Source organism: Streptomyces europaeiscabiei (genome assembly GCF_036346855.1).
Taxonomy (GTDB): domain Bacteria; phylum Actinomycetota; class Actinomycetes; order Streptomycetales; family Streptomycetaceae; genus Streptomyces; species Streptomyces europaeiscabiei.
In genome coordinates, this window is the sequence record NZ_CP107841.1 from 9,618,821 (window position 1) to 9,635,694 (window position 16,874).

The 16,874-nt window shown below is 72.7% G+C and carries 13 protein-coding genes and 1 riboswitch; of the genes, 4 read left to right on the forward strand and 9 right to left on the reverse strand.

The genetic code is table 11. The features are described 5' to 3' along the window. Together OG858_RS41795 and OG858_RS41800 are read left to right on the forward strand one after the other, a co-directional pair. Window positions 1–768 (forward strand): ABC transporter ATP-binding protein, encoded by a 768-nt coding sequence (locus tag OG858_RS41795; protein ID WP_319259854.1) that lies wholly within the window; start codon window positions 1–3, stop codon window positions 766–768. An 8-nt stretch (window positions 769–776) separates the two neighbouring features. After that, window positions 777–1,790 carry an ABC transporter substrate-binding protein gene (locus tag OG858_RS41800; protein ID WP_328543909.1) on the forward strand — a complete coding sequence of 338 codons (1,014 nt, stop codon included), beginning with the start codon at window positions 777–779 and terminating at the stop codon, window positions 1,788–1,790. Window positions 1,791–1,982: 192 nt separating this feature from the next. Here OG858_RS41800 and OG858_RS41805 read toward each other — a convergent pair whose 3' ends face one another. Then, window positions 1,983–3,155 carry a cobalt-precorrin-5B (C(1))-methyltransferase gene (locus OG858_RS41805; protein WP_256960687.1) on the reverse strand — a complete coding sequence of 391 codons (1,173 nt, stop codon included), beginning with the start codon at window positions 3,153–3,155 and terminating at the stop codon, window positions 1,983–1,985. Window positions 3,156–3,173: 18 nt separating this feature from the next. On the opposite strand from OG858_RS41805, the gene OG858_RS41810 reads away from it, so the two are divergent. After that, a complete protein-coding gene (locus OG858_RS41810) occupies window positions 3,174–3,920 on the forward strand; it encodes a cobalt-precorrin-6A reductase (RefSeq protein WP_319065427.1) in 747 nt (248 codons plus the stop codon). Window positions 3,921–3,954: 34 nt separating this feature from the next. Here OG858_RS41810 and OG858_RS41815 read toward each other — a convergent pair whose 3' ends face one another. Genes OG858_RS41815 through cobG form a run of 3 tightly spaced genes read right to left on the reverse strand, consistent with a single transcriptional unit; the run spans window position 3,955 to window position 7,471 of the window. Further along, window positions 3,955–5,445, reverse strand: coding sequence for a precorrin-2 C(20)-methyltransferase (locus tag OG858_RS41815; protein ID WP_319260181.1), 1,491 nt, complete (start codon window positions 5,443–5,445; stop codon window positions 3,955–3,957). 11 nt (window positions 5,446–5,456) lie between these two features. Further along, window positions 5,457–6,119, reverse strand: a complete 663-nt coding sequence (locus tag OG858_RS41820) for a precorrin-8X methylmutase (RefSeq protein ID WP_179200986.1) — start codon at window positions 6,117–6,119, stop codon at window positions 5,457–5,459. 38 nt (window positions 6,120–6,157) lie between these two features. Continuing rightward, window positions 6,158–7,471, reverse strand: a complete 1,314-nt coding sequence (gene cobG / locus OG858_RS41825) for a precorrin-3B synthase (protein ID WP_408059505.1) — start codon at window positions 7,469–7,471, stop codon at window positions 6,158–6,160. A gap of 101 nt (window positions 7,472–7,572) precedes the next feature. After that, window positions 7,573–7,649: riboswitch (cobalamin riboswitch) on the forward strand. A gap of 92 nt (window positions 7,650–7,741) precedes the next feature. Between cobG and cobN the strand changes: the two genes are divergently transcribed. Further along, window positions 7,742–11,371 carry a cobaltochelatase subunit CobN gene (gene cobN / locus OG858_RS41830; protein ID WP_086748538.1) on the forward strand — a complete coding sequence of 1,210 codons (3,630 nt, stop codon included), beginning with the start codon at window positions 7,742–7,744 and terminating at the stop codon, window positions 11,369–11,371. 36 nt (window positions 11,372–11,407) lie between these two features. Here the strand turns inward: cobN and OG858_RS41835 are convergent, their stop codons facing one another. The 5 genes from OG858_RS41835 to OG858_RS41855 all read right to left on the reverse strand — a co-directional run bounded on the left by OG858_RS41835 (window position 11,408) and on the right by OG858_RS41855 (window position 16,872). After that, window positions 11,408–12,109 (reverse strand): gamma-glutamyl-gamma-aminobutyrate hydrolase family protein, encoded by a 702-nt coding sequence (locus OG858_RS41835; protein ID WP_086748537.1) that lies wholly within the window; start codon window positions 12,107–12,109, stop codon window positions 11,408–11,410. After that, the gene (locus OG858_RS41840; RefSeq protein ID WP_328543907.1) at window positions 12,106–13,599 is read right to left on the reverse strand and encodes an aldehyde dehydrogenase; all 1,494 of its coding nucleotides are present in this window, start codon (window positions 13,597–13,599) and stop codon (window positions 12,106–12,108) included. Before OG858_RS41840 ends, OG858_RS41835 begins: the two co-directional genes overlap by 4 nt. A 59-nt stretch (window positions 13,600–13,658) precedes the next feature. Beyond that, window positions 13,659–15,116: an APC family permease gene (locus OG858_RS41845; protein WP_086752995.1), complete on the reverse strand. Its 1,458-nt coding sequence runs from the start codon at window positions 15,114–15,116 to the stop codon at window positions 13,659–13,661. 191 nt (window positions 15,117–15,307) lie between these two features. Then, on the reverse strand, window positions 15,308–15,967 hold the full coding sequence (locus tag OG858_RS41850) for a TetR/AcrR family transcriptional regulator (RefSeq protein WP_319065425.1): 660 nt from the start codon (window positions 15,965–15,967) through the stop codon (window positions 15,308–15,310). Window positions 15,968–16,026: 59 nt separating this feature from the next. Next, window positions 16,027–16,872 (reverse strand): fumarylacetoacetate hydrolase family protein, encoded by an 846-nt coding sequence (locus OG858_RS41855; protein WP_086749855.1) that lies wholly within the window; start codon window positions 16,870–16,872, stop codon window positions 16,027–16,029. Window positions 16,873–16,874 lie beyond the last annotated feature (2 nt).

Genomic DNA, 16,874 nt, shown 5'->3' on the forward strand with positions numbered 1-16,874 from the left:
ATGCGACTCGACATCGACGGCGTGACCGTCGAGGCCGCCGGGGCCCGACTGGTCGACGACATCCGGCTCACGGCCGACAGCGGGGCCTTCGTCGGCCTCGTCGGCCCCAACGGCAGCGGCAAGTCGACGCTGTTGCGCTGTGTGTACCGGGCGCTGCGCCCGGCCGCCGGCGTGGTGCGGCTGGACGGCGAGGACACGCACGCGATGCCTCCCCGGGCCGCGGCACGGGTGCTGGCCGCGCTGCCGCAGGAGTCGTCCGCCGAGTTCGACTTCACGGTCGCCGAGGTGGTCGCCATGGGACGGCTGCCGCACCGGGACCGCACGGCCGCCTCCGACGCGGAGATCTGCGCGCGGGCCATGGGCCGCACCGGCGTGGACCACCTCGCCGACCGGGGGTTCCTGGCCCTGTCCGGCGGCGAGAAGCAGCGCGTCCTGCTCGCCCGCGCCCTCGCCCAGCAGCCCCGGGTGCTCGTCCTCGACGAACCCACCAACCACCTCGACATCGCCCACCAGCTGGACGTCCTGTCCCTGGTGCGCGACAGCGGCATCACCGTGCTCGCCGCCCTGCACGACCTCAACCTGGCCGCCGCGCACTGCGACGTCCTGTACGTGATCGCGGACGGCCGGATCGTCACGTCGGGCCCGCCTCACGACGTCCTCCGACCGGACCTGCTCGCCGAGGTGTTCGGGGTCCGCGCGCATCCCGTACGGCACCCGGCGACCGGCGCCGTCCAACTCCTGTTCGACCTGCTCCCCTCCACGACCTGAGGACCCCCATGCGCAAGCTGCTCGCCGCCGCACTCTGTCTCGCCGCGACCGCCACCGCCACCGTCAGCGGATGCGGCGCGACCGTCGAATCGTCCGCGGACGCCAAGTCCCCGTCCGCCGAGAAGGCGGTCACCCTCACCAACTGCGGTCAGAAGATCACCTTCGACAAGGTCCCCGAGCGCGTGGTCACCAACGACGTCGGCATCACCGAGCTGATGTTCGCCCTCGGCCTTGAGGACCGCATGGCCGGGTTCGCCATGCCCGACGACAAGGGTGACCTGAGCGGTGTGCCCTGGAAGGACGGCTACGACAAGGTGAAGTGGCTGTCGAAGGACCAGCTCACCAAGGAGAACGTCCTCGACGCCAAGGCCGACCTCGTCTTCGCCGGCTGGAACTACGGCTTCCGCGAGGACGCCGGCTTCACCCCCGACACCCTGAAGAAGCTCGGCGTCCCCTCCTACATCCTCACCGAGTCCTGCCGCAACGGCCGGACCGAGACCTCGCGCGGCATCATGCCGCCCCTCGACGCCCTCTACACCGACCTCACCAACCTCGGAAAACTCTTCGGCGTCGAGAAGCGGGCCGCCACCCTCGTCGCCGACTTCAAGAAGCAGATCGCGGGTGTGCGCGCCGAGGCGCCCGCGAAGAAGCCCAAGGTCTTCCTCTACGACAGCGGCCAGGACCAGCCCTTCACCTCCGGCCGCTACGCCGCCCCCGAGCAGATCATCACCGAGGCCGGCGGGGTCAACGTCATGCACGACGTCGAGGACTCCTGGACCACCGTCGGCTGGGAGAGCGTCGTCCAGCGGGACCCCGACACCATCGTCATCTGCGACTACGGGGACGTCAGCGCCGAGCAGAAGAAGAAGTTCCTGCTCTCCTACGCCCCGCTGCGCAACGTCTCCGCGATCAAGCACAAGCGGATCTTCGTCCTCGACTACGTCGACCTGGTCGAGAGCCCCCGCAACCCGTCGGCCGTCGCCCGCCTCGGCGCCTACCTCCGGACCGTCCCGGGAAGCTAGCGGATCGTGCTGCGGCCGACGACGGTGCTCGCGCGGTCGATGTGGATGGCGTTGACCGCGACGGGCGCGTCTCGCTGCGTGGTCTGGGCTTGGCGGCGGGTCGTGGTGGCGAGTTGGTCGCTGTGCGGTGTCTTTGGCGGCTTGCGGGGTTGGGGTGGGGTGAGGCGGGTGTGGGTGGCGGGTCGTGGGGAGTCAGCGGATCGTGCTGCGGCCGACGACGGTGCCCGCGCGGTCGATGCAGATGACGTCGACCGCGACCGGCGCACCCCGGAGTACGGCCAGTGCCTCGTCGCGGGCCGTCGTCGCCACCAGGTCGCCGAGTGGTACCCCGGCCGCCATGCAGAGCTGGAGCGCGGCGAGCCCGGTGTTGGCGCCGGCCACCTCGGCGGACAGGGCTTCGTCGGCGCCGCCGCGCCGGGCCAGTTCGGCGAGGAAGCCCTTGTCGACCTGGGAGCGGGCGGAGTGCAGGTCGAGATGGCCGGCGGCGAGCTTGGAGAGCTTGGCGAAGCCGCCGCAGATCGTCAGCCGGTCGACGGGGTGCCGTCGGACGTACTTCAGGACCGCGCCCGCGAAGTCGCCCATGTCGAGCAGCGCGTCCTCGGGCAGCGCGTACTCGGCGACGACCGTCTTCTCCGACGTCGACCCCGTGCACCCGGCGACATGCGTGCGCCCGGCCGCGCGCGCCACGTCCACGCCCCGCCGGATGGAGTCGATCCACGCCGAGCAGGAGTACGGGACGACGATCCCGGTCGTCCCCAGGATGGACAGACCGCCGAGGATGCCGAGGCGGGGGTTCCAGGTGGAGCGGGCGATCTCCTCGCCGTGGTCCACGGAGAGGGTGATCTCGACATCGCCAGTGCCGCCGTGGCGGCCGGCGACCTCGGCGACATGGTCGCGCATCATCTGCCGGGGGACCGGGTTCACGGCCGGTTCGCCGACGGGCAGGGGCAGGCCCGGACGAGTGATCGTTCCGACGCCGGGGCCGGCCCGGAAGACCACCCCGGCCCCGGCCGGCAGCCGCCGTACGGTGGCCCGGACCAGCGCGCCGTGCGTGACGTCCGGATCGTCGCCCGCGTCCTTCACGATCCCCGCCATCGCGCTGTCGCCGGTCAGCTCCTCGACGGCGAGCGCGAACGACGGGGTCTGCCCCTTCGGCAGGGTGATGGTCACCGGGTCGGGGAACTCGCCGGTCAGCAGCGCGGTGTACGCGGCCGTCGTGGCGGCGGTCGCACAGGCACCCGTGGTCCAGCCGTGCCGCAGACCGGTGTGCTTGAGTTGGGCCGCACGACCACCCTTGGCCTCGCCGGCCTCTTTCGCCGCACCGCCCTCTTTCCCCGCACCGATGTCTTTCGCTTCACCGCTCATGATCGGACCCGGACTTCCATGCACGTACTGATACTCGGCGGAACCACGGAGGCACGCCGCCTGGCCGAACTGCTGCACGGCACCCCTGGCCTCAGGCTGACCAGCTCCCTCGCCGGACGGGTCGCCAGCCCCCGGCTGCCCCCGGGCGAGGTCCGCGTCGGCGGCTTCGGCGGGGCCGAGGGGCTGGCCGCCTGGCTGCGCGAGCACGGGGTGGACGCGCTCATCGACGCCACCCATCCTTTCGCCGGGACCATGAGTTTCCACGCGGCACGGGCGGCCGCCACCACCCATGTTCCCCTGCTCGCGCTGCGCCGGCCCGGCTGGGTCCCGGCCGACGGCGACGACTGGCACGACATCGGCTCCCTGGAGGAGGCCGCGCGCCTGCTGCCCACGCTCGGCCGACGCGTGTTCCTCACCACCGGGCGCATGGGCCTGGCCGCGTTCGCCGCCCTGGACGACCTGTGGTTCCTCGTACGGTCCGTCGACCCGCCCGAGGCCCCGCACCCGGCCCGGATGGAGGTGCTGCTCGACCGGGGCCCCTTCACCCTTGACGGGGAGCGGGAACTGCTGCGCCGCCACCGTGTCGACGTCGTCGTGACGAAGGACAGCGGGGGAGCCGCCACCGCACCGAAGCTGACCGCGGCCCGTGAGGCCGGGGTGCCCGTCGTCGTGGTGCGCAGGCCGCCCGTGCCCGAGGGCGTCACCGTGGTGACGGCCCCGGAGACGGCGGCCCACTGGGTCGAGCGGCGTCTCCCCACCCGCTGAACCCCAGCGGCCCCCGCTCGCGCTCCCGCCCCGCTCACGCCTCCGGATACCGGCGGGGCGTCCAGACGATCTGCTCGCCGTCCCCACGCCGGACGACCCGGGTCTGCGAGGAGCCGACCAGCAGGATCGTGCGCATGTCGACCTCGGCCGGGTCCAGATCGGCCAGCCGTACGATCCGTACCCGCTCGCCGGAGCCGCCCACGTCCCGCGCGACCACGACCGGTGTGTCCGGCGCCCGGTGCTCCAGCAGCAGCTCGCGTGCCTTGCCCACCTGCCAGGTGCGGCTGCGCGAACCGGGGTTGTACAGGGCCAGCACCAGGTCCGCGGAGGCCGCCGCGCGCAGCCGCTCGGCGATGACCTCCCACGGCTTGAGCCGGTCGGAGAGGGAGATCGTGGCGTAGTCGTGGCCCAGCGGGGCGCCCGCGCGGGCGGCGGCCGCGTTGGCGGCGGTCACCCCCGGCAGCACCCGTACCGGGACGTCCGCGTACTCGTCCTGCGCGGCGACCTCCAGCACGGCCGTCGCCATGGCGAAGACCCCCGGGTCGCCGCCGGAGACGACCGCGACCCGCCGCCCGCGGCGGGCCAGATCGAGGGCGAACTCGGCGCGCTCCGACTCGACCCGGTTGTCCGAGCCGTGCCGGACCTGACCCGCCCGCTGCGGCACCCGGTCCAGGTAGGTGGTGTAGCCGACCAGGTCGTCGGCGGCGGCGAGCGCGCCCCGCGTCTCGGGCGTCAGCCACAGCGGACCGGCGGGCCCGGTCCCGACCACCACGACCTCACCCCGCTCCCGGGCCTCCGGCCGCTCGGTGTCGACCTGGCTGGGCAGCACGGCCACCGAGAAGTACGGCACCGACTCCGGCTCCACGTCCGCCAGTTCGCCGATCCGCTCCCCGGGCATGGTGGCCCTCTCGACATAGCGGGCCTCGCCCAGCCGCCCCGAACTCTCCAGCGCGCTGCGGACCTTGGTGAAGGTCCGCCCCAGCTTCATCACCACGGCCACGTCCGTCGCGGCGAGCCGTGCGGTCAGCTCCTCCTCGGGCAGGGTGCCCGGCAGGATCGTCAGCACCTCCTCGCCCTCGACCAGCGGCGTGCCCAGCCGGGCCGCGGCGGCGGACACCGATGTGACACCCGGGACGACCTCGGTGTCGTAGCGGTCCACCAGCCGCTTGTGCATGTGCATGTAGGAGCCGTAGAAGAGCGGATCGCCCTCCGCGAGGACCGCGACCGTGCGCCCCGCGTCGAGATGCGCGGCCAGCCGCTCCGACGCCTCCGCGTAGAACTCCTCCATCGCGCCCTTGTAACCGCCCGGATGATCGGTGGTCTCCGTCGTCAACGGGTACATCAGCCGCTCCTCGATCTGGTCGGCGCGCAGATGCTTCGCCGCGATCGAGCGGGCGATGGAACGGCCGTGCCGGGCACTGTGATACGCGATCACATCAGCCTCGGAGATCACCTCGACGGCCCGGACGGTCATCAGGGACGGGTCACCGGGGCCGAGCCCCACCCCGTACAGTTTGCCGCTCACTGGCTTGTCGCTCACTCTTCCTCACTCGCGATCGCGTTGAGCGCGGCGGCGGCCATGGCGCTCCCGCCACGACGGCCGCGTACGACGATGTGCTCCAGGCCCGACGGGTGCGCGGCGAGCGCGTCCTTGGACTCGGCGGCGCCGACGAACCCGACCGGCACGCCGATGACGGCGGCGGGCCGGGGTGCGCCCTCCTCGATCATCTCCAGGAGGCGGAAGAGCGCGGTGGGCGCGTTGCCGACGGCCACCACCGCACCCTCCAGCCGATCCCGCCACAGCTCCAGCGCGGCGGCGCTGCGCGTGGTGCCCAGCTTCGCCGCCAGCTCGGGGACGGCCGGGTCCAAGAGCGTGCACAGCACGTCGTTGTCGGCGGGCAGCCGCTTGCGGGTCACCCCGCTGGCCACCATCCGCACATCGGTGAAGATGGGCGCGCCGGCACGCAGGGCCTCACGCGCGCGGGCCACCACGTCGGGCGTGTACGCCAAGTCCCGTACGAGGTCGACCATTCCGCAGGCGTGGATCATCCGGACCGCGACCTGGCTGACGTCGGCGGGCAGGGCCGCGAGGTCCGCCTCCGCGCGGATGGTGGCGAAGGACTGCCGGTAGATCGCCGGGCCGTCCTTCTCGTAGTCGTACGTGGTCACGGTGGTCTTCTCGCTGCTCTCGGTCGTCATGAGGGTGTCGTTCGTGCGGGTCGTGCGCTTCTTGTGGCCTATGGGGCGATCGCCGCCAGGGCGGTGGCGAGTTGGCCGGGGTCGGCCATGGACGTGGTACGTGGGTCCTGTCCGGGGGCCGTGCGGGAGAGTTGGTAGCCGCCCCCCGGCACGGCCACCACGTCGATGCGTTCGCCCCGGGGGTGTCCGCAGCGGCGCTCGCATCCGGACCAGTACAGGGGAAGTCCGCCGTGCCCGGCCGCGTCGAGGTTCGCGGTCGCGTCCGCCCGCACGTCCGCCAGGGACTTGGCGCAGCCGGGCCGCCCGATGCAGGCCCCGACGCGGAGCCATGGGGAGGCGGGATCGGTGACGAGGCCGGTCACGCAGAGCCGGGCGAGCGCTTCGGACGCCTGCTCCTCGCTCATGCCCGGCGTGGGGACGACGACTCCGCGCCAGGGCGTCAGCCGCAGTTCACGGGAGCGCGTCGTGGACGCGAGGTGCGTCAACTCCCGCCACTGCGGGGCGGTGAGGCGACCGAGGGGCGGGTGTACGCAGAGGGCGTCGCCGACGGCTCCGGGCGGCGGGCCCTCGGTCCGAGGCGTCCCGGTTCCCCTCCGGGCCCGGTTCACCGCGTCGATACCGTCGGCGGCCATACGGCCGTGGACCATGCGGAGCAGCCCGGCCTGGAATGGGAGTTCGGTCACACGCCAGACCCGGGAGCCGTTGTCCCGCGCCGCCTCCAAGAAGGTCTCGGCGGCCGCCAGCGCGGCACGGGGCGCGTCCTCGCCGGGCACGGACAGTGCCTCGTCGGCCGCTCCGAGGCTCAGCAGCGCCTCGCCGTCCCCGGCCGCCCGGACGGTCACATCGGCGTCGAGCCCGGCCACGTCCCCCCGTCCGTCGTCGAGCGCGAACAGGAACCGGCCCGACAACGCCCGCGCCGCCTCGCTCGCACACAGCGCCGCGTCGAGGGCCGACAGCCAGGGCCGAACGTCCCGCAGGCCCCGCCCGTCGAGGCCCGACAGGGGCGAGGCGACGATGTTGCGCACCCGTTCGTGCCCGGGGGAGGGGAGCAGCCCGGCCGCGTCCAGCGACTCGGCCAGCGCGCCCCCGCAGCCGTCGGCCAGTCCCCGCAGTTGCACGTTGCCGCGCGAGGTGAGGTGAAGATCACCGTCGCCGAGCCGCCGCGCCGCCTCGGCGAGCGCCTCGGCCTGGCGGACGGTCAGCACACCACCGGGCACCCGGACCCGGGCCAGAGCCCCGTCGTCCGCCGCGTGCAGCCGCAGCGTCCCCGGGCAGGCGTCGCCACGGTCCCGTGTGACCGCTGTGGCCTGGGACGATGATCGGACGGGAGGCGTGGACATGGCCGCGAGCATACCCACCGGCATCAGGGACGTATGCTCCGCCCTTTTGAGGCGACCCTTACTATGCTGCTTGGTGGATCATCCGGTCCGCCGACGCCACCACGGCGACAGGGGAGGAAGCCCGGTGTGAGTCCGGCGCGGTCCCGCCACTGTGAGTCCGTCCCAGGAGGGGCGGGCGAGTCAGGAACTCCCTTCCCCGTACCCCTCGGTCCCGCCCGAGCAGGGGAGCCTTTCGATCCGACACCGCCCGGGGCGCGGACCCCGAGGAAGGCCAGCAGCCGCATGCAGCCATCGTCCGGGGAGCGCTCCGCGCAGCCCCACATCCTGCTCCTGTCGACGTCCGACACCGACCTGCTCAGCGCCCGCGCTGCCGACGGTCCGGTCCCGTACCGTTTCGCCAACCCCTCCCGCCTCGCGTTGGACGACCTCCCGGCGCTGCTCGACGGTGCCGGGCTGGTCGTCGTACGCCTTCTCGGCGGCATCCGCGCCTGGCAGGACGGCCTCGACCTGCTGCTCGCCGACGGCCGCCCGGTCGTGGTCCTCACCGGTGAACAGGCCCCCGACGCCCAGCTGATGGCCGCCTCCACGGTCCCGGTCGGCATCGCCGCCGAGGCCCACGCCTACCTCGCCCACGGCGGCCCCGCCAACCTGGAGCAGCTCGCCCGCTTCCTCTCCGACACCGTCCTGCTCACCGGCCACGGCTTCGACGCCCCCGCGCCCGCCCCGTCCTGGGGCCCGCTGGAGCGTGCCCCACGCGCGGGCACCGACGGCCCGACCGTCGCCGTGCTCTACTACCGGGCCCACCACATGAGCGGCAACACCGCGTTCGTGGGTGCCCTGTGCGAGGCGATCGAGGACACGGGCGCCCGCGCGCTCCCGCTGTACGTGGCGTCCCTGCGCGCCCCCGAGCCCGAGCTGATCGAGGAACTCCGCGCCGCCGACGCCATCGTCACCACCGTTCTGGCCGCGGGCGGCACCAAGCCCGCCGAGGCGTCGGCCGGCGGCGACGACGAGTCCTGGGACGCGGGCGCCCTGACCGGCCTGGACGTGCCGATTCTCCAGGCGCTCTGCCTGACCGGCTCGCGTGCCGCCTGGGAGGAGAGCGACGAGGGCGTCTCCCCGCTCGACGCGGCCAGTCAGATCGCCGTCCCCGAGTTCGACGGCCGTCTGATCACCGTCCCGTTCTCCTTCAAGGAGATCGACGAGGACGGCCTCCCGGCCTACGTCGCCGACCCCGAGCGCGCCGCTCGCGTCGCCGGAATCGCCGTACGCCACGCACGACTCCGGCACATCGCCAACGCCGACAAGCGCCTCGCGCTCGTCCTGTCCGCCTACCCGACCAAGCACTCCCGCATCGGCAACGCGGTCGGTCTGGACACCCCCGCCAGCGCGGTCGCCCTGTTGCGCCGCCTGCGCGAAGAGGGCTACGACTTCGGGGGCGCCGACGTCCCCGGGCTGGCCTCCGGCGACGGCGACGAGCTGATCCGCGCCCTCATCGAGGCCGGTGGCCACGACCAGGACTGGCTCACCGAGGAGCAACTGGCCCGCAACCCGGTCCGTATCCCGGCGGCCGACTACCGCCGCTGGTACGCCACGCTCCCCGAGGAGCTGCGCACGGCCGTGGAGGAGCACTGGGGGCCGGCGCCCGGCGAAATGTTCGTCGACCGCAGTGCCAACCCGGAGGGCGACATCGTCCTCGCGGCCCTCCGCTTCGGCAACCTGCTGATCCTCATCCAGCCGCCGCGCGGCTTCGGCGAGAACCCGATCGCGATCTACCACGACCCGGACCTCCCGCCCTCCCACCACTACCTGGCCGCCTACCGCTGGATCGCCGCCCGTGCCGACGACGGCGGCTTCGGCGCCGACGCGATGATCCACCTCGGCAAGCACGGCAACCTTGAGTGGCTGCCCGGCAAGAACGCGGGCCTGTCCGCCGCCTGCGGCCCCGACGCCGCCCTCGGCGACCTCCCTCTGGTCTACCCGTTCCTGGTCAACGACCCGGGCGAGGGCACCCAGGCCAAGCGCCGCGTCCACGCCACCCTCGTCGACCACCTGGTCCCGCCGATGGCCCGCGCGGACTCGTACGGCGACATCGCGCGCCTGGAGCAACTTCTCGACGAGTACGCCCAGATCTCCTCCATGGACCCGGCGAAGCTGCCGGCGATCCGCGCCCAGATCTGGACCCTCATCCAGGCCGCCAGGCTCGACCACGACCTCGGCCTGAACGACCGTCCGGAGGACGACGGCTTCGACGACTTCCTCCTGCACGTCGACGGCTGGCTCTGCGAGGTCAAGGACGCCCAGATCCGCGACGGTCTGCACGTCCTCGGCAACCCGCCCACCGGCGCCGACCACGTCAACCTGGTCCTCGCCGTCCTCCGCGCCCGCCAGATCTGGGGCGGCACCACGGCCCTGCCCGGCCTGCGCGAGGCCCTCGGTCTCGACGAGTCCGCCGCGACCCGCACGACCGCCGACGAGGCCGAGGAGAGGGCCCGCACGCTGGTGCAGGCGATGGAGGACGCGGGCTGGGACCCGGCCGCCGTCCCCACCGAGCACGGCGAACAGGTCGCCGCCATCCTGGAGTTCGCCGCCCGCGAGGTCGTGCCCCGGCTCGCCGCGACCACGGCCGAACTCGACCACACCGTGCACGCGCTGAACGGCGGCTTCGTCCCGGCGGGCCCGTCGGGCTCCCCCCTCCGGGGCCTGGTGAACGTCCTCCCGACGGGCCGCAACTTCTACTCCGTCGACCCCAAGGCCGTCCCCTCCCGCCTCGCCTGGGAGACGGGCCAGGCCCTCGCGGACTCTTTGCTGGAGCGCTACCGCACCGACAACGGCGAATGGCCCACGTCGGTCGGGCTGTCGCTGTGGGGTACGAGCGCGATGCGCACGGCCGGGGACGACGTGGCGGAGGCGCTGGCCCTGCTCGGCGTCCGGCCCGTCTGGGACGACGCCTCCCGCCGGGTGACCGGTCTGGAGGCCATCCCCTCCGAGGAGTTGGGCCGCCCCCGCATCGACGTCACCCTGCGCATCTCGGGCTTCTTCCGCGACGCGTTCCCGCACACCATCGGCCTCCTCGACGACGCCGTACGTCTCGCCGCGTCGCTGGACGAACCGGCGGAGACGAACCACGTGCGGGCCCACGTCCAGGCCGACCTGGCGTCCCACGGCGACGAACGCCGGGCCACCACCCGTATCTTCGGCTCCCGGCCCGGAACGTACGGCGCCGGACTGCTCCAGCTCATCGACTCCCGGGACTGGCGCACCGACGCCGACCTCGCCGAGGTCTACACGGTGTGGGGCGGCTACGCCTACGGTCGGGAACTCGACGGCCGCCCGGCCCGGGAGGAGATGGAGACCGCGTACAAGCGGATCGAGGTCGCCGCGAAGAACACGGACACCCGCGAGCACGACATCGCCGACTCCGACGACTACTTCCAGTACCACGGCGGCATGGTGGCCACCGTCCGCGCCCTGCGCGGCACGGCCCCCGAGGCGTACATCGGCGACTCCACCCGCCCCGAGACGGTCCGCACCCGCACCCTCGTCGAGGAGACGTCGAGGGTCTTCCGGGCCCGCGTGGTGAACCCCAAGTGGATCGAGGCCATGCGCCGCCACGGCTACAAGGGCGCCTTCGAACTCGCCGCCACCGTCGACTACCTGTTCGGCTACGACGCCACGACCGGCGTGATCGCCGACTGGATGTACGACAAGCTCACCGAGACCTACGTCCTGGACGAGACCAACCGCGAGTTCCTGCAGCGGGCCAACCCCTGGGCCCTGCACGGCATCGCCGAGCGGCTCCTCGAGGCGGAGTCGCGCGGCATGTGGGAGAAGCCCGACCCGGCGGTGCTGGAAGGGCTTCGCCAGGTGTACCTGGAGGCGGAAGGGGACCTGGAGGGCGGCGAGAGCTGACGGCAGGACGGATCGGGCCGTCGTCGACGGCCCGATTCAGCGTCCGGCTCCGGCGGCCCGTACGAGGGCGTCGAAGAGGGCCTGCTGTGCGGGGTCCGCTTCGGCGGTGTCCTCGGGGTGCCACTGGACGGCGGTGAACCAGCCGGGGGCGCCCCGGAGTTCGAGGCCTTCCGCGGTGCCGTCGGCGGCGCGGGCGGTGACCTCCAGTCCCTCGCCCAGCCGGTCCACCCGCTGGTGGTGGTAGCAGGACGCCTCCACCTTCTGCGCGCCGGTGGCACGCTCCAGCACGGTTCCGCGCCGGAGCGCCACCGGGTGCACGAGGTGGCGGTGTTCGCGCTCCGGGCCGCCCATGTCCTGTTCCAGGGTGCCGCCGAGAGCGACGTTGACGACCTGGAGGCCCCGGCAGACCGCCAGCAGCGGGATGCCCGAGCGCAGGGCGGCGCGGGCGGCTTCCAGGTCGAAGGCGTCCTGCACCTCGTCGACGTCGTACACGCTGTCGTGGGTGTCGGCCGCGCCGTAGCGGTACGGGGCGAGGTCGCCGCCGCCCGGGAGGAGGACGCCGTCGAAGCGGGCCAGGCGGGCGGCCGCGTCGCCGTCGGCCGGGTGGATGCTCGCGGGTTCGCCGCCCGCCCGCCAGACGGCCTCGATCAGGGCGCGGGCGTTGACCTCGGCGGCGTAGCGCAGTGCGGAGGTGGTGGCGGCGAAGCGGGCGGGTATCGCTATCAGGGGCCGGGTCACAGCTGGATCCACGTGGTCTTCAGCTCGGTGTACTTCTCGACGGCGTGGGCGGACTTGTCGCGGCCGTTGCCCGACTGCTTCATGCCGCCGAAGGGGACGGTCAGGTCGCCCTCCTCGTAGCAGTTGACCCAGACCGTCCCCGCTTTGAGCGCGCGGGAGACCTGGTGGGCGGTGGACAGGTCGGAGGTCCACAGGCCGGCGGCGAGACCGTACTCGGTGGCGTTGGCGAGCCGTACGGCCTCGTCGAGGTCGTCGAAGGTGAGGACGGACAGGACGGGGCCGAAGATCTCCTCGCGGGCCAGCCGCATGCCGGGGTCCACCCGGTCGAAGACGGTGGGCCGCAGATAGCTGCCGCCGGTGCCGGTCAGGGCGCGTTCGCCACCGGCCCGCAGTCGCGCGCCATCGGCGACGCCCGTGCCGATGTGGCCGAGGACGCGTTCGAGGTGGGCCTCGCGGACCAGCGCGCCCATCTCGGTGGCCGGGTCCAGCGGGTCACCGACGCGCAGTTCCCCGGCCCGGGCCACGATCGCGTCGGTGACGCGTTCGGCGACGGAGGAGTGCACCAGGAGCCGGGAGGGGGCGGTGCACATCTCGCCCTGGTTGAAGAAGATGCCCCAGGCGGCGGTGGCGGCGGCCTTCTCCAGGTCGGGGGCGTCGGGAAGGATGATGTTCGGCGACTTGCCGCCCAGCTCCAGCCAGACCCGCTTGAGGTTGGAGTCGGCGGCGTAGCGCAGGAAGTACCGGCCGACCGCCGTGGAGCCGGTGAAGGCCAGGACGTCCACATCGGGGTGCAGTCCGATGGCCCGCCCGGCGGTCGGCCCGTCACCGGTGACGACGTTGAGGACACCCGGCGGCAGTCCGGCCTCGGTGGCGATCCGGCCCAGCAGCAGGGCGGACAGCGGGGAGTTCTCCGAGGGCTTCAGGACGACCGTGCAACCGGCCGCCAGCGCCGGGGCCACCTTCCAGCTCGCCAGGGTCAGGGGGAAGTTCCACGGCACCACCGCGCCCACGACACCCGTCGGTTCGCGGGTGACCAGGGCGAGGGCGTCGGGGGCGGTGTGGGGCGACTCGTCGGTGAGCTTGTCGGCCAGCTGCCCGTACCAGCGGAAGGTGTTGATCGCGGCGCGCAGCTCGATGTCGTGCGCTTCCCTGAACGGCTTGCCCATCTCCAGGGTGATGGTCAGGGCGAGCTTCTCCCGCCACTCCTCCAGGAGTTCGGCGACGCGGAGCAGGATCCGGCCGCGGTCGGCGGGTGCCAGGCGGGGCCAGGGGCCGGAGTCGAAGGCGCGGCGGGCGGCGGCCACGGCCAGGTCGACCTCGGCGCTGCGCGCGTCGGCGACCTCGACGAGGACCTGACCGTCACGCGGTGACACGACGGCGAAGGAGGCGCCCCCGCCCGGCTCGTCCACCCCGTCGATGTGGTGCTGGTCGGGCAGATCCAGTTCCTTGGCGCGACGGAGCAGGTCGTCGTGGGCGAGGGCGGCGGGCATCAGCTCTCCTCATTCCTGTCTTTGTGAGGGTTCGGATCGGCGAAGGCGAGGAGCGGCGGTCAGTCGGTGACCGTCTGCCGCCCCCGGGTCACCCGGGCCACGACGAGACCCAGGACCAGCACCGCGGGGACGGTCAGCTGGAGCCACACGGCGGTGGCCCGGTCGCCGCCGATGAGCGTGGTGAAGTTCTCGATGATCAGCCAGATCGCCCAGGCGATGCCGAGCGCGCCCAGGACCGGTGCGATCAGCGTGTTCCAGGGCCGGGTGTCGGCTCGGGAGCGGCGGAAGAAGACGACCACGGAGACGGAGGTCAGGAAGTACAGGAGCATCATCGCCAGGACTGCCACCCCGCTGAACCAGGAGAAGAGCGTCAGCACGGGGTCCTTGCCGAGGAGCGCGAACGGGATCACCAAGGCCACCGCGATCACGGTCTGGACGAGGCCGGCCGCCCAGGGGGAGTGACGCCGGTTGAGCGTGGTCAGCCCGCGCGGCAGCAGACCCTCGCGGCCCAGGGAGAACAGGTAGCGGTTGGCGGAGTTGTGGAACGCCAGGATGCCCGCGAACAGCGAGGTGGCCAGCAGGACGGGCAGCACATCGCCGGTCCAGGCGCCGAACTCCGCCACGATGGGGGCGAAGACCCAGCCCGCGGCGTCGCCGCCCTCCAGGGCCTTGCCCGCTTCGGCCGTCGCCTGCGAAGCGCCGTGCGCGGAGACCAGCATCCACGAGGTGAAGGCGAAGAAGCCGGTGACCACCGCGACCGACAGATAGGTGGCGCGCGGGACCGTCTTCCTCGGCTCCCGGGCCTCCTCGCCGTAGATGGCGGTCGCCTCGAAGCCGAACATCGACGCCACGGCGAACATCAGCGCCACACCGGGAGCGCCCTGGAGCGCCGCGTCCGGCGAGAAGCTGTCGGCGAGGCCGAGCCCCTCGGGGCCGCCGCCCTTGAAGAAGGTCACGAAGGCGAAGGCGATCAGGATGCTGAACTCCGCCAGGACGAACACGGCCAGCAGCTTGGCGCCCATCTCGATCCCGGCGGCGCCGAGGACCTGGACGACCACCATGGTGACCAGCGCCCACACCCACCAGGCGATCGTCACGTCGGCATAGTGCTCGACGAGGCCGCTCACCGTCGCGCCGTAGAGGCCGTACATCGCGGCCTGGATGGCGCAGTAGGCGAAGAGCGCGACGCCGGCGCTGCCGGAGCCGGTCGAGCGGCCCAGGCCCTTGCCGATGTACGTGTAGAAGGCGCCGGCGTCCACGACGTGGCGGCCCATGGCGACGAAGCCGATGGAGAACAGCAGGATCACGACGCCGGCCGCGAGATACGCGGCGGGGACACCGGCCCCGTTGCCGATGACGACGGCGATGGGCACGGCTCCGGCGATGCCGGTCAGCGGGGCCTGGGCGGAGAGGACGAAGAACAGGATGCCCAGGACGCCGAGGGAATCGGGCTTGAGCCTGCCTTCCGTGGATGGATCTTGTGAGCTGTGCGGGGCGACCGCCGTCTGACTGTCCACTCGGATCACCTGTCGGGGACGGGGAGGGATGGATTCGTTTAGACCCAAACGAGTTGCCTTATCGTGGGCCCGAACTATCCGTTTGGCAAGGGGTCACGTGAAGATTTTCGACGGGTTTTCCGGTCGTGCGCGGGGACGGCGAAAAGCCCCGGACGCCGCACGTCCGGGGCCGGAACCGCTGAGGTCAGCGGCTATGCGTGGGCTTCGCCGGTGTCCTCGGCGGTATGGGTTTCGTGGGCGTCGCCATTGGCGTCGAGCAGCCGCAGCAGGGAGCGCAGCTCCTCCAGGGCGGCGTCCGTGACGGCGGGCTCGCCGAGGACGAGCTGATGCAGGACCAGGCCGTCGAGCGCGGCGAAGACCAGCCGCGTCAGCGCCTTGTCCGCGCCGGCCGGCAGCATCCGGCCCAGCTCGCGCTGCGCGGCGTCGAAGTACTCGTCGTACAGCTCACGGATCTGCGGCAGCAGCTCCGGCCGGCGCCGGGATTCGAGCAGCAGCTCGTACTGGAACGCCTGGGTGTCCGGGTCGGCCGTGACCATCTCGGACAGCCCGGTGGAGAAGTCCGCGACCTTGCCGGTGCCCGGTTCCAGGTCGCTGGTGTTGAGCGAGGTGCGGATGGTGTGGGCGAGGGCCTCCTCGATCAGGGCGTCACGCGACCCGAAGTGGTGCACGACGAGCCCGTGGGTGACCCCCGCCTCCTCCGCGACGGCCCGATAGGTGAGCCTGCGCAACCCGCCCCGCGCCACCACGTGCACGGCGGCGTTCAGCAGAGCCTCGCGGCCCTCGCCGTAGTGGAGACGCTTGCGTGGCCGTCGACTCTTCGGGGGGTCGGCGGCGTCGGCGGAGTCGGTCATGCGCGTGACCCTACCCGGCTGCCTCCCGCCCGCCGCCTGCCCGTCACCGCGCCCGGACGTCACCGCCGGGGCGGGCGGACGCCACGGAACTCCCAGTCGCCGCCGAGCGCCGTGGAGAGGACCTCCTCGGACTCGGTGGGCTGTGCGCCGACGTCGGTGCGTACCGGGGTGGGACCGGTGACGATGTGGTTGGTGAGCCGGCCGAGACCCTCCACCTCCACCTCGACGATGTCGCCGGGCCGTACGGGCCGGGAGTTGGCCGGGGTGCCGGAGAGCAGGACGTCCCCCGGGTACAGGGTGATGGTGCGGGCGATGTCGGCGACGAGGTAGTGCATGTCCCACTTCATCTCGTCCGTCGAACCGTCCTGGACGACCTCTCCGTTGACGTACGTCCGCAGCCGCTTGCCGTGGAAGTCCCAGTCGGTGACGAGCCCCGGGCCGAGCGGGCAGAGGGTGTCGGAGCCCTTCACCCGCAGCATCGAACCGGCGTCGGTGTCACGGAAGTCGTGCAGACCGTAGTCGTTGGCGACGGTGTAGCCGGCGATGTACTCGCCCGCGTCCTGCGGCGCGATGTTCCGCGCGGTCCTCCCGATGACGATGGCGACCTCGCCCTCGTAGTTGAGCCACTTGCAGCCGTCGGGGCGGACGACGGCGCCCTTGTGGCTGTTGAGGGAGGAGGTCGGCTTGTGGAAGTAGGTGGGCGTCTCGGGGAGTCCGATCCGGAACTCGTCGACGCGGCTGCGGTGGTTGAGGTGGACGGCGATCACCTTCGACGGCACGACCGGGGGGAGGTGCTGGGCCTCCTCGATCTTGACGCGGCGGCCGTCCCCGGCGATCAGTTCGTCGCCGTCGACGGTGACCTGGACGGTGGCCCCGTCGAGGAGGATGCGGCGGTACTCGGGCATGA

Coding starts and splice junctions, on each gene's coding strand:
- OG858_RS41850 (WP_319065425.1), bottom strand. CDS start 15,967: ATGACCGACTCCGCCGACGCCGCCGACCCCCCGAAGAGTCGACGGCCA.
- OG858_RS41800 (WP_328543909.1), top strand. CDS start 777: ATGCGCAAGCTGCTCGCCGCCGCACTCTGTCTCGCCGCGACCGCCACC.
- OG858_RS41855 (WP_086749855.1), bottom strand. CDS start 16,872: ATGCCCGAGTACCGCCGCATCCTCCTCGACGGGGCCACCGTCCAGGTC.
- OG858_RS41805 (WP_256960687.1), bottom strand. CDS start 3,155: ATGAGCGGTGAAGCGAAAGACATCGGTGCGGGGAAAGAGGGCGGTGCG.
- OG858_RS41820 (WP_179200986.1), bottom strand. CDS start 6,119: ATGACGACCGAGAGCAGCGAGAAGACCACCGTGACCACGTACGACTAC.
- cobN (WP_086748538.1), top strand. CDS start 7,742: ATGCAGCCATCGTCCGGGGAGCGCTCCGCGCAGCCCCACATCCTGCTC.
- OG858_RS41795 (WP_319259854.1), top strand. CDS start 1: ATGCGACTCGACATCGACGGCGTGACCGTCGAGGCCGCCGGGGCCCGA.
- OG858_RS41810 (WP_319065427.1), top strand. CDS start 3,174: ATGCACGTACTGATACTCGGCGGAACCACGGAGGCACGCCGCCTGGCC.
- OG858_RS41840 (WP_328543907.1), bottom strand. CDS start 13,599: ATGCCCGCCGCCCTCGCCCACGACGACCTGCTCCGTCGCGCCAAGGAA.
- cobG (WP_408059505.1), bottom strand. CDS start 7,471: ATGCTCGCGGCCATGTCCACGCCTCCCGTCCGATCATCGTCCCAGGCC.